Source organism: Aquitalea magnusonii, assembly GCF_002217795.2.
GTDB classification, from domain to species: Bacteria; Pseudomonadota; Gammaproteobacteria; order Burkholderiales; family Chromobacteriaceae; genus Aquitalea; species Aquitalea magnusonii_B.
Genome location: NZ_AP018823.1, coordinates 196,371 through 208,159 on the forward strand (window position 1 = coordinate 196,371; position 11,789 = coordinate 208,159).

Here is an 11,789-nt window from a genome sequence, read left to right on the forward strand (position 1 = left end):
AGAATGATCTGCATTTCGGCGCTGTTGGCGGCTGATCATGTCAGAATGGTGCCTGTTATCCATCCTGCTGTGGAATGATCTTGGCTCTGTTGCTCAAGTCCCTGCTCGGCGCGCTGGCGGTAGTGCTGATCAGCCTGCTGTCGCGCTCGCGTAATTACTATATTGCCGGCCTGGTGCCGCTATTCCCCACTTTTGCGCTGATTGCCCATTACATTGTCGGTAGTGAGCGCGGTGCAGTAGCACTCAAGACCACGCTGCTGTTTGGCATGTGGTCCTTGCTGCCTTATTTTGTCTACCTGTTCAGCCTGTATTGCCTGCTGGACCGCCTGCGTCTGCCTTGGGCGCTGGCTGCCGCCACCCTGTGCTGGGGTGTGGCGGCCTTGGTGCTGATCCTGGGTTGGAGCCGCTGGCACGGCTAGCCGGGATTGCCCGCCGGGTCTGCCTGGCGCAGATTGGCCAGAAAGGCGCTTTCATCTTCCAGACAGCGCAAATCCAGCCACAGCTTGCCATCGTACAGGCGGCCAATCACCGGTGCGGGCAGGCTGCGTAGCCGGTTGGCCAGTGCTTCCAGCGTGCTGCCGCGACCATCACGCGGACTGAAGGTGATAGCCCAGCCGGGCAGGCGATCTACCGGCAGCGAGCCGCTGCCGATCTGCGACAGGCAGGCCTGTTCTGCGGTGTCGAAATTGTTGCCGGCAAAGTGGCTCAGCAAGGGCAGCAGGCGTAGCGCTTGTTGCTGCATGTCTGGCTGCGCGCGTACCAGCCGGCGCAGGGTGGGAAGCTGGCGCACCAGCCGGTCTGGCTGCAGGTAAAGCCGTAGCGTGGCTTCCAGTGCCGCCAGTGTCATCTTGTCGCAGCGTAGTGCGCGCTTGAGCGGATGTTGCTGGATTTTGTCTATCCAGCTTTTCTTGCCGATGATCAGCCCGGCTTGTGGGCCGCCCAGCAGCTTGTCGCCGGAAAAGCTGACCAGATCCACGCCTTGGGCAATCATCTGTTGTGGCATGGGTTCCGCCGGCAGGCCGTAGGCAGACAGGTCGATCAGTGCGCCTGAGCCCAGGTCGGTGGCTGCTGGCAGGCCATGTTGGTGTGCCAGTTCGGCCAGTTCGGCTTCGCTGACACTGTGGGTGAAGCCTTCAATATGGTAGTTGCTGGTGTGTACTTTCATCAGCAAGCCGGTTTCCGCATTGATGGCCTGGCGGTAGTCGCGCAGGTGGGTGCGGTTGGTGGCGCCCACTTCTACCAGCTTGCAACCGGCCTGACGCATGACATCCGGCATGCGGAAGGCACCACCGATTTCCACCAGTTCTCCCCGCGATACCACCACTTCACGCCCGGCTGCCACGGTGGACAGCAGAATCAGCACCGCCGCGGCATTGTTGTTGACCACGCAGGCGGCTTCGGCACCGGTCAGTTCCTGCAGCAATTCGCTGATGGCGCTATCCCGATGGCCACGGCCAGCACCATCCAGATCGTATTCCAGCGTTACCGCTTCGCGCATGGCGCGGCTGACTGCCTCGACTGCAGCCTCCGCCATCGGCGCCCGTCCCAGATTGGTATGCAGTACGGTGCCGCTGAGGTTGAATACCGGGCGTATCCGGACCTGCTGGCGGGTACTTACCCGCTGGCTGGCCAGGGAGGCCAACTGGTGTTCGTCTTCGGCCCAGCGCGGCAGGCTGTTGTTGCTGCGGATGTGCTGACGGGCTTCGTCCAGGGTCTGGCGCACGGCGGCGGCCAGTGCGGCATTGCCGTGGCGGTCCAGCACCTTTTCCAGCAGGGGATGATTGAGCAGCCGGTCTACCGAGGGTAGACGGGCATACAGGTTTTTCAGCGGCATGGTGTATTTTCAGAAACGGGAATATCGGTAGAGCAGGTAGAGCAGCCCGACCAGCAACAGATTGCCGGCCAGCCAGCGCAGCAGGTGCAATAGCTGGCTGCGCCGGTCGCTGGCCGGTTCGCAACGCTGATGGTGCAAGGTATGGGCGATGCACTGCCAGCCCGTCCAGGTGGCTTCGGCAATTTCGGCGGGCAGGGACAGCAGCTTCCTGTCGTGGCGCGAGTCGCTGGGATGCATGACATTCTCCTGCAAAGTGGGTGTTTCCATTCTGGATACTAGCCGAGTGCGGACAGCAATGGATAGTGATGTGTGATCTGTACGTATAATGCCGCCATGACCCAAGAAACCATGCCCCCCTTTGCCGGCTTGACGCCAGATGTCCTGCTGGATGCAGTGGAAAGTCTGGGGCTGCGAGCCTCCGGCAGCCTGCTGGCACTCAACAGCTATGAAAACCGTGTCTATCAGCTGGGCATGGAGGATGGCCCGCCGCTGGTGGCCAAGTTTTATCGCCCGGGACGCTGGAGCGATGCGCAGATTATGGAGGAACATGCCTTCAGTCTGGAACTGGCCGAACGCGAGATTCCCGTGGTGCCGCCCATGCTGTTTGGCCATGCCAGCCTGCATCACTATCAGGATTTCCGCTTTGCGCTGTTTACCCGCCGCGGCGGCCGGGTGCCGGAGCTGGGTGACAGCAACACGCTGGAGTGGATAGGCCGCTTTCTGGGGCGCATCCATGCACTGGGGCAGGTGGCACCGTACCAGCACCGTCCCGCACTGGATATCCACAGCTTTGGCGAGGAGCCGGTTGCCTATCTGCTGGATGCTCATGTATTGCCGGCCGATCTGCGCGAGGTGTACCGCGGCGTGGCGGCACAGGCGCTGGATGGTGTAAGGCGTTGTTTCGACCGTGCCGGTGCGGTACGGCAGTTGCGGCTGCATGGCGATTGCCATAACGGCAATATGCTGTGGACGGACGATGGCCCGCATTTTGTCGACTTTGACGATAGCCGGATGGGACCGGCGCTGCAGGATTTGTGGATGCTGCTGTCCGGCACGCGCGAGGAGCAATCCGCCCAGCTTGGCGACGTGCTGGCCGGCTACGAGGACTTCTGCGATTTTGATCTGCGTGAGCTGCATTTGCTGGAAGCATTGCGCACGCTGCGCCTGTTGCACTACGCCGCCTGGCTGGCGCGGCGCTGGCATGATCCGGCCTTTCCCGCTGCCTTTCCCTGGTTTGCCCAGCCGCGTTTCTGGGAGGAGCAGATTCTGTCGCTACGCGAACAGATTGCCCTGATGGACGAGCCGCCGCTGTGGCGGCTGCCCTGATGCCGCAGGATGGTGGCTGTCGGTGTGCTAGCTGATGGTGCGCGGTGTCGGCTTGAAGCCAGGCTGGTGCTGCTTGGCCCAGAGTAGAAACTGGCTGGCATCCATCGGTCGGGCAATAAAGTAGCCCTGCCCCATGAGGCAGCCGTGTTGCAGCATGGTGTCCAGATCTTGCTGCGTTTCGATGCCTTCGGCCACGGTGCATAGCTGCATGCGGTTTCCCAGGGCGATGATGCTGTCGGTGATGGCCTGCAGATGGGGTTTGTCGGCAATGGAGGTGACCAGCGATTGGTCGATTTTCAGTTCGGTGAAGGGAAAGCGGGTGAGTTGCTGCAGCGTGGCAAAGCCGGTGCCGAAATCGTCAATCGACAGGCCGATGCCGGTCAGCCGCAGGCGGGCGGCAATGCCGATGGCTTCGGTCAGCTTGTCGGCGATGGCGGTTTCAGTGACTTCAAAGATGATGTAACGGGCGGGTACCCGGCTGTGCTGCAGCCGGCTTTCTACCGCACTGATCAGGCTGCTGTCCTGTAGCGAACGGGCGGAAAGATTAATGGACAATGGCAGGCGCAAGCCGTGGCGTGCCCACTCCTGCCATTGGCGCAAGCCTTGTTCGAGCATGCTGAGTGTCAGTTCGGTTGCCCAGTCCTGTTGCTCTATCACGGGAATGAAGCGCGCCGGCGAGATCAGCCCGTCTGTCGGATGCTGCCAGCGTGCCAGCATCTCGGCCCCTTTGATATGGCCGCTTTTCAGGTCGACCTTTGGTTGGTAGTGCGGGATGATCTGGCCTTGTTCCAGCGCCTGGCGCACGCTTGCCGGATCGTACAGCCGGCAGTCTTCCCCGTGTTTGCTAGCTTGTCGGCACAGGCGCTGCAGCAGATCCTGCAACTGGCTTTGCTTGAGCGGTTTTTTCAGGCCACCGAGCACCGGCAGGCCTAGTCCGGCACCCATCAGCTCCAGCGTGGAAATCAACATATAGTCCTTGCCGGAGGTAAGAATGATGGGTGGGGCCAGGTTTTCCTGTGCCAGTTGCTGCATCACCTGCACCCCATCCATGCGCGGCATTTCCAGATCCAGCAGCAGCAGGTCGGGCAGGCGTTCACGCACCATCGCCATGCCTTCCTCGCCATTGCCCGCATGCCTGATGCTGCCAAAGCCCAGTTGTTGGCAGATGTCGCTGGCCCGTTGCCGATGCAGGCTGCTGTCTTCCACGATCAAGACATCCTGCATGCCGGCATGCGGCTTGCTGTCGTTCCCTTTCAGCGGCATATGGCCTTGGCAATACTGTCCAGAGGCATGACTTCGTCAGCGGCCCCCAGTTTGATGGCTTCTTTGGGCATGCCGAACACCACGCAGCTGTCTTCGTCCTGGGCGATGGTTCTGGCACCGGCATCGTGCATTTCCTTCAGGCCCTTGGCACCGTCATCCCCCATGCCGGTCATGATGATGCCCAGCGCATTGCGGCCGGCAAATTTGGCGGCCGAGCGGAACAGCACATCGACGGATGGCTTGTGACGGCTGACCAGCGGGCCATCCACCACTTCCACCTGATAATAGGCACCGCTGCGCTTGATCATCATGTGCTTGCCGCCGGGGGCAATCAGTGCCCGGCCTGGCAGCAGGCGGTCTCCGCTGGCGGCTTCTTTCACTTCGATTTCCGATAGCCGGTCCAGCCGCTCGGCAAACGATGCCGTGAATTTTTCCGGCATGTGCTGCACGATGGCCAGCCCCGGACAGGTTCGCGGCAGCTTGGTCAGGATGGTTTCCAGTGCCTGGGTGCCGCCAGTGGAAGTGCCGATGATGACGATGCGTTCGGTGGTCTGGAACATCTGCTGGCCGGTTGGTGCAGCCAGCACGGCGTCTGCCGACAACTTGGGGCGGGTTTCCAGCGGGGTGGGGGGCAGGCTGCGCATGCGGCTCATGCGCGCCTGGGCGGCGGCTTTCACCGCCTGCACCAGCAGGTTGTTGCTGTCCTGCAGGAATTGTTTTACTCCCGCATGCGGCTTGGCGATGACTTCCACTGCGCCGGCAGCCATCGCCTGCATGCTGATGTCGGCCCCTTTCTGGGTGAGCGAGGAGCAGATGACAACCGGCGTAGGCCGGCTGGCCATGATCTGCCTGAGAAAGGTAATGCCGTCCATGCGTGGCATTTCCACATCCAGCACGATGACATCCGGCCACTGCTGCTTCATTTTTTCCATGGCAACAATGGGGTCGGTGGCTACATCGATGACCTCGATGCCGCTGCTGGCATTGAAGATTTCGCTCAGAACCTGCCGTACCACGGCGGAGTCGTCCACGATCATCACTTTGATGCTCATGCTTTTTTCCTTGTTTTGGCCGACAGGCTGTCGTGGGTATCGCCATCCTGTGACAGGCGCACCCAGACATCGCCGGATTGCACATCAAACACCACCATGCGGGGACTGGTCCCGCCCAGATCTTCCGCCTGCACATTCAGCCCCAACTGGCGTGCCAATTGGCGCGCCATCTCTACATTGCGTGCCGCCACGTCATTACTGCTGCGTTCTCCCTCGCGGTGTGACAGCACGGTAGCCCCGCCCAGCAGTTTGACCTGGAACTCTTTCAATGGTCTGCCGCAGGCCAGGGCGGAACGCAGCAACAGCAGCATGGCTTCGTCACCGTAGCGGCCGGACAAGGTGTCGCTGCTGTCGCTGCGCCGGGCCAGCAGGTAATGACACATGCCCCCCTGCAATAGCTGCGGATGCCACATCACGATGGAGACACAGGACCCGAGCAGGGTGCTGATGATGTATTCCTGACCGGCGAATTTCCATTCACCCGGATGCAGGAAAATCTCTTTGCGTGAGTCACTGGGCATGATCTTGGTCTGGTTGACAGCGAAAACGGGTACAAGGGTTGCAGGCAACTGCTTATCCCAATCTAGTTCAACACGCTGCGGATGTCCGCCTGAATCTGCAGCCCAGCCGGTCTGGCCAGGGCGGCCATTTCCTCCAGCGACAGCACTTTGTCCATTTGCAGCAGCATCAGGCAATGGCCATCGCACTGCGCCAGGCCTGCAATGAAGTCGGCCCGCAGCTGATTGCCAAATGGCGGCGGCGGCATGATGTCGGCAGGGTGCAGGTCGATGACTTCATGTACTGCATCCACCAGCATGCCCACAGGATGAGGCTGGGCCGGAGCGCCGTGTTGCAGGATGACGATGCAACTGCGCCGCAGCACCTTGCCCGGTGCGCGGCCCAAGCGCTGTGCAAGGTCGATGACCGGTACCACGCTGCCACGCAGGTTCATCACGCCATGCACGAAGGCAGGCATTTGCGGCACGGTGGTGGGGCGGTGGTATTCCAGGATTTCCCGGATCTGCAGGATGTCGCAGGCAAAGGTTTCCGCCCCCAGTTGGAAGCGCAGATACTGTCCGCTGCTGGCGGTGATGGATTCAGTCATGTTCTTCTCCCGATGACGACGGGCTGTCTGGCCATGCCGCCACCGCAGCCGTGCTGGCACGGCATAGCTGTGCCAGCACTGGCGGTGCCAGCAGTTGCCCAGCCTCCAGCAGCAGGGTGAAGCCCTGGGTTTCACGCACCATGCCCGCCAGCAAGCCGGGGGGAAGCAGCGCACCCAGTTGCGGCGGTGCTTCGATGGCATCGCTGCTGATCTGCACCACGGCATGGACTTCGTCCACCAGAATGCCGATCTGATCGAGCGGTGTGGTGGCCGACTGCAGGAGGATGATGCAGCTGCGGCGTTGTGGCGCGGCTGTCGGCAAGCCCAGGCAGTGGGCCAGATGGAGCACCGGCACTGCGCTGCCTCGCAGGTTGAGTACGCCGGCCAGCAAGGGCGACATGTGCGGTACGGTGGTCAGTGGCTGGTATTCCAGCAGTTCGCGGATGGCCTCCAGCACAATGCCCATCTGAGCATCGCCCGTTTTGAAACGCAGGTATTGCCGCTGTGCGGCTGCGCTGGCCGCTGCCTGTGCTGGCGGGGCGGCGGCCTGTCTGCGCCAGTGTGCCTGTGCTGCCATGGTGGGGGCCTAGTAGCGGATGAAGTCGGCATCATCGGCATGGCTGCCGCCGATGCGCCGCAGAGGGGCTGACAGGCCGGCCTGGGCGGACGGTGGTTCATGCGGGCCGGCTGCTGCTTCACCCTGGCTGTCTTTGAAGCGGAAGTAATTCATCAGTTCCAGCAGGTTTTCCGCCTGGCTGCTCATTTGTTCGGCAGTGGAGGCCAGTTCTTCACTGACTGAGGCATTTTGCTGGGTGCTGCCATTTTGCTGCTGTACGGCACTGCTGATCTGGTTGACGGCGCTGGCCTGTTCGCTGGATGCCGCGGCGATTTCCTGCACCAGGTCAGCGGTACGCCCGCTGGAGCGCACCATGCCCTCCAGCAGCTTGCCAGCCTGTTCGGCCAGCCCCACGCTGCTGGCGGCCACCTGGCTGATTTCCTGTGCCGCCACCTGGCTGCGTTCGGCCAGCTTGCGTACCTCGGCAGCCACCACGGCAAAGCCTTTGCCATGTTCGCCGGCGCGGGCGGCTTCGATGGCGGCATTGAGCGCCAGCAGATTGGTTTGGTAGGCAATGTCGTCAATGATGCCGATGCGCTCGGCAATCTGCCGCATGGCGGCGGCGGTCTGGCGTACGGCTTCGCCACCCTCGGTGGCTTCGCGTGCCGCCTGTTCGGCAATGCCCTCGGTAATACGGGCGTTGTCATTGGTCTGATTGATGGCGGCAGACATTTCCTCCACTGCGGAGGTGGTTTCCTCGATGCCGGCAGCGGATTCGCTGGCCGACTGCGACAGCGCTTGCGAGGTGGCAGTCAGTTGTTGTGCCGCGGAGGCCAGGTTGGCGGAGCTGTTTTTCACTTCGGCCATGATGCCGGACAGGGTGCTGACCGTGCGTGCCACCGAGTACATCATGCTGCTATTGTCACCCTTGCGCAGCGACAGTCGGCCATCCAGTTTCCCGGCAGCCAGTTGCTGCATGATTTCAGCCACGGCATGGGGTTCGCCGCCGATGATGCGGCGTAGCGAGCGGACGATCAGTGCTGCCAGCACACTGCCCAGCAGCAGCGCTGTAATGGCCAGGATGCTCATGATGTCATGGGCCTGCTGGATACTCTGTTCGGTCTGTTGCCTGGCTTCTTCGTTCAGGTTCTGTTCGGTGTCGTACAACTGACGCAGGATATCCATCAGCCGTTCCATCGCCGGTGTCACTTCGGTCTTCATCAACTGGATGGCGGTGTCTTTTTCGTTGTTGGCGGCCTGTCCTTCGGACTTGTCCATGGCACTGAAGGCAGGTGGCCGTGCCGTGGCCAACTGCGCCAGCAAATCCCGTTCATGGCGGGTCAGCGCCTGCTCGGCCAGCATGTCGCGTACCAGCACCCGCTCGCTGTCCAGATAGCGCTGGCGTGCTTCATTGTATTTCTGGATGGCCATATTGATGGCGTGCAGGTCCGGGTAGATGATCACGTTGCGGTACACCACCCGTAGCTCCTGTAGCTGTTCGATCAGGGTGGAGACGCGGCTGGCATCCCGGTCATTCACGCGCATATTGCCCAGCATGACGCTGCTGCGTTCAAAACTGTACAAGGCGGCCGATACACATAGCAGCAGCAACAGCAGAATGCTGCCAAAGCCCAGGCTTAGCCGCATGGTTATTCCCATGGGTGCAGATTTTTTCATGATGTTTTCCCCGTTTGCCCGTCGTTATGGTGCTGCCAGTGGTCAGGCAGCAAGGACGCTGCCTCTTGTCCGTCCAGGTAAAGCATGTGTTCTTGCGCACGGGCATGCTGGGTGAGTGCCAGCACGTCCAGGATGAGGGCGACTTCACCATTGCCCAGGATGGTGGAGCCGCTGATGGCCTTGAGCTGCCGAAACAGCGGACTTAGCGGCTTGATGACAGTCTGGAACTCGCCGTTCAGCGCATCCACCACCAGGCCCACCTTGCAGTCACCGGTCTGGATGACGACTACGTTCTGGCGATGGCCGGGCTGGCCATCGAGCTCCAGAAAACGCCGCAGGTTGAGCAAGGGCAGTACTTCGCCGCGCAGGCTGAAGCGCCCCATTGCTGCTGTGGCCAGTGCCGCCTCCGGCAGCGCCATGCACTCCACTACGCTGTCCAGCGGCAGGACAAAGGTGGCGCTGCCCACCGTAACCAGAAAGCCATCGATGATGGCCAAGGTCAGTGGCAAGCGCAGGCGGAAGGTGGTGCCAAGGCCTTCTTCGCTTTCCACTTCCACTGTGCCGCGCAGTTGCTCGATGTTCTGCTTCACCACATCCAGTCCGACGCCGCGTCCGGACAGATTGCTGACCTGGGCTGCGGTGGAGAAGCCGGCTTCGAAGATCAGCCGGAACACGTCTTGCTCGGCCAGCGGGCTGTCGCCGTGCAGCATGCCGCGCTGACGGGCTTTGTCCAGAATGCGCTGCCGGCTCAGACCGCCGCCATCGTCGGCCACTTCAATCACCACGCTGCCGGAGTCGTGGTAGGCGTCCAGCCACAGGTGCCCTGCGTCCGGCTTGCCGGCGGCACGGCGCTGCGCCACGTCTTCGATGCCATGGTCGATGGCATTGCGCACCAGGTGGGTGAGCGGATCGGCCAGCTTGTCCACCATGGACTTGTCCAGCTCGGTGTCGGCACCGCTGACCTGGAGCCGGATTTCCTTGCCCAGGGCTCGGCTGACATCGTGAACCACGCGGCCAAAGCGGCTGAAGGTTTCCCCGATGGGTACCATGCGCATGGCCAGGCTCTGGTCGCGAATCTGCTCGATCAGCCCGGAGAGCACGGCGGTAGATTCCAGCAGCGGGCCATTGCCATGGCGGCGTGCCAGCAGGCTGGTGGCGGCCCCGGCAATCACCAGCTCGCCCACCAGATTGATCAGGCTGTCCAGCTTGCCGGCTTCCACCTTGATGAAGCGGCTTTCGCTGCTGCGGGTGGTTTTGCCCTCGCTATCGGCGGGCGGATTGGCCATGGCGGTTGGCACCAGGGGCTCTGCCGTGCAGGGTGGCTCATCCGGCGTGGTGGCGGCTGTTTCCCCGGCGGGCTGCGGCTCTGGCAACAGCCCCCACTGCTGCCAGAGTTGACGGCTGCATTGCTGCTCGGCCGCATCGCCCAGTGACAGTGCTTGTGCCAGATGCTGCTCCAGTTGTGTACGCGGGCTGATGATGAACTGGCTGCCTTCGCTGGCGAAGGCAAACACCCCGTCCAGTTGTTCTGCATCCACCGCGCCGTAAAACTGCAGCTCCAGCCGCAGGTAATTGCGTTCCGGGTCGAAATGCTCATCGGCGGGCAAGCTGCTGCTGCGGCTGGCAATGGTCTTTATTTCGCCCAGCGTGGCCAGGTAGCGGATGAAGGACGCCGGGTCCATGCCATTGCGCAGGACATCCGGGCCAAAGCGCAGTGTCAGCAGCCAGTCGCTGCTAGGCAGCGGTGGGTGGGTTTCGTCTGTGCTGGCGGATGGCGGCGGCTCAGCCTGCAAGCGCTGTGCCATTTCGGCCTCGATGGCGGCGGCTTCGCCAGCCGGTAGCGGCTGGCCTGCTTCCAGCGCGGCCAGTTGCGCCTTGACGTGGTCGTGGCTGCGCAGCAGCAGGCCGCTGAGTTCTGCATCCAGTTGCAGCTTGCCATCGCGCAACTGGTCCAGCAGGTTTTCTGCCTGGTGGCTGAAGTGGACGATGTCATCCAGTCCGAACAGGCCGGCCGAACCCTTGATGGTGTGCATGCAGCGGAACAGTGCCCCTAGCTGTTCGGCGGTGATGCTGTCGGCTTCGGCTTCCAGCAGGATGCTTTCCATCTCTTGCAGCAGTTCGGCAGATTCCAGCAGGAAGGACTGCATGGCCTGTTCAAGATTCATCGCCATGCTCCACACAAGCTTGTAACTGATCAAACCCCATCAGTTGCAGAAAGCTGCTGACGGTCTGGCTGGGTTGGTACAGCCGTAGCGGGTGGCCTTGCTGTTGCATGGCGGCCTGCAGCCATAGCAGTACCTGGACACCGGCACAGTCGATTTCGCTGACTTGCGACAGCTCCAGTGCCAGCTCCGGGTGTTGCTGCAGCGCGTCGGCCAGTTGCTGGTGCAAGGCCACCGCCTGGTAGATGGTCTGTTCACCAGACAGCGAGAGCAGATGGGACATGGCGGGCCTCAGCGTTGGGTGAGGCGGGCCACCACGGCCAGCAGGTGGGAAGGCTCGAACGGCTTGACAATCCAGCTGCAGCCGCCTTTTTGCTGGCCCAACTGTTGCAGGTGGGGCGCACCCTGCGTGGTCAGCATCACCACCGGTATTTGCCGGTGGGACGGATGCTGACGAATGTGATCGAGCAGGCCAAAACCATCCAGCACCGGCATATTGAGGTCGGTGATGATCAGGTCGATCCGGTGCTGCTCCAGCATGGCCAGCGCCTGCTGGCCATCGGCAGCCTGAATGACATGATGACCGGCACCTTCCAGTGTCATCTTGATCACCAGCCGCAAGCTGGTGGAGTCATCGACAATCAGTATGGTCTTGCTCATATTCCCCCCCTTGTCATGCTTGCCATGGGCCTGCAGGCTGGCCACTACACCCAGCAACTGTGGCGGATGGTCGTTTATGCGGCTGTGGCAGCCGTTTTTTGTCATCACGACATCGGTTTGATGTTCTTGTTTTCTAGTTGCTGGGTGAATTGAA

General features: G+C 61.8%; 13 protein-coding genes. 2 read left to right on the plus strand and 11 right to left on the minus strand.

What is annotated here, in order from left to right; all coding sequences use genetic code 11:
* Positions 1–74 precede the first annotated feature (74 nt).
* Positions 75–419: a GlpM family protein gene (locus DLM_RS00995; RefSeq protein WP_231959978.1), complete on the plus strand. Its 345-nt coding sequence runs from the start codon at positions 75–77 to the stop codon at positions 417–419.
* Here the strand turns inward: DLM_RS00995 and selA are convergent.
* Both selA and DLM_RS01005 read right to left on the minus strand, forming a co-directional pair.
* Positions 416–1,834, minus strand: coding sequence for an L-seryl-tRNA(Sec) selenium transferase (selA, locus tag DLM_RS01000; RefSeq protein ID WP_089083975.1), 1,419 nt, complete (start codon positions 1,832–1,834; stop codon positions 416–418). The two genes, DLM_RS00995 and selA, sit on opposite strands and share 4 nt — an antisense overlap.
* Positions 1,835–1,843: 9 nt before the next feature.
* On the minus strand, positions 1,844–2,071 hold the full coding sequence (locus tag DLM_RS01005) for a hypothetical protein (RefSeq protein WP_089083976.1): 228 nt from the start codon (positions 2,069–2,071) through the stop codon (positions 1,844–1,846).
* A gap of 96 nt (positions 2,072–2,167) precedes the next feature.
* Here DLM_RS01005 and DLM_RS01010 point away from each other — a divergent pair, with 96 nt between their 5' ends.
* Positions 2,168–3,160 carry a serine/threonine protein kinase gene (locus DLM_RS01010; protein WP_089083977.1) on the plus strand — a complete coding sequence of 331 codons (993 nt, stop codon included), beginning with the start codon at positions 2,168–2,170 and terminating at the stop codon, positions 3,158–3,160.
* Between the two features lie 27 nt (positions 3,161–3,187).
* Here the strand turns inward: DLM_RS01010 and DLM_RS01015 are convergent, their stop codons facing one another.
* The 9 genes from DLM_RS01015 to DLM_RS01055 all read right to left on the minus strand — a co-directional run bounded on the left by DLM_RS01015 (position 3,188) and on the right by DLM_RS01055 (position 11,740).
* Complete coding sequence (locus DLM_RS01015) at positions 3,188–4,423, minus strand: EAL domain-containing protein (protein ID WP_231959980.1); 1,236 nt, start codon at positions 4,421–4,423, stop codon at positions 3,188–3,190.
* Complete coding sequence (locus DLM_RS01020) at positions 4,414–5,475, minus strand: protein-glutamate methylesterase/protein-glutamine glutaminase (RefSeq protein ID WP_089083978.1); 1,062 nt, start codon at positions 5,473–5,475, stop codon at positions 4,414–4,416. Before DLM_RS01020 ends, DLM_RS01015 begins: the two co-directional genes overlap by 10 nt.
* Positions 5,472–5,996 carry a chemotaxis protein CheD gene (locus DLM_RS01025; RefSeq protein WP_089084091.1) on the minus strand — a complete coding sequence of 175 codons (525 nt, stop codon included), beginning with the start codon at positions 5,994–5,996 and terminating at the stop codon, positions 5,472–5,474. The genes DLM_RS01020 and DLM_RS01025 overlap by 4 nt, the downstream gene beginning before the upstream one ends.
* A 62-nt stretch (positions 5,997–6,058) precedes the next feature.
* On the minus strand, positions 6,059–6,580 hold the full coding sequence (locus DLM_RS01030; protein WP_089083979.1) for a chemotaxis protein CheW: 522 nt from the start codon (positions 6,578–6,580) through the stop codon (positions 6,059–6,061).
* Positions 6,573–7,157 (minus strand): chemotaxis protein CheW, encoded by a 585-nt coding sequence (locus DLM_RS01035; protein WP_089083980.1) that lies wholly within the window; start codon positions 7,155–7,157, stop codon positions 6,573–6,575. The genes DLM_RS01030 and DLM_RS01035 overlap by 8 nt, the downstream gene beginning before the upstream one ends.
* Before the next feature lie 9 nt (positions 7,158–7,166).
* The gene (locus DLM_RS01040) at positions 7,167–8,813 is read right to left on the minus strand and encodes a methyl-accepting chemotaxis protein (protein WP_089083981.1); all 1,647 of its coding nucleotides are present in this window, start codon (positions 8,811–8,813) and stop codon (positions 7,167–7,169) included.
* Positions 8,810–10,978 (minus strand): chemotaxis protein CheA, encoded by a 2,169-nt coding sequence (locus DLM_RS01045; RefSeq protein ID WP_089083982.1) that lies wholly within the window; start codon positions 10,976–10,978, stop codon positions 8,810–8,812. The genes DLM_RS01040 and DLM_RS01045 overlap by 4 nt, the downstream gene beginning before the upstream one ends.
* Positions 10,968–11,258, minus strand: coding sequence for an STAS domain-containing protein (locus tag DLM_RS01050; RefSeq protein ID WP_089083983.1), 291 nt, complete (start codon positions 11,256–11,258; stop codon positions 10,968–10,970). Before DLM_RS01050 ends, DLM_RS01045 begins: the two co-directional genes overlap by 11 nt.
* 8 nt (positions 11,259–11,266) lie before the next feature.
* Positions 11,267–11,740 (minus strand): response regulator, encoded by a 474-nt coding sequence (locus DLM_RS01055; RefSeq protein WP_231960313.1) that lies wholly within the window; start codon positions 11,738–11,740, stop codon positions 11,267–11,269.
* Positions 11,741–11,789 lie beyond the last annotated feature (49 nt).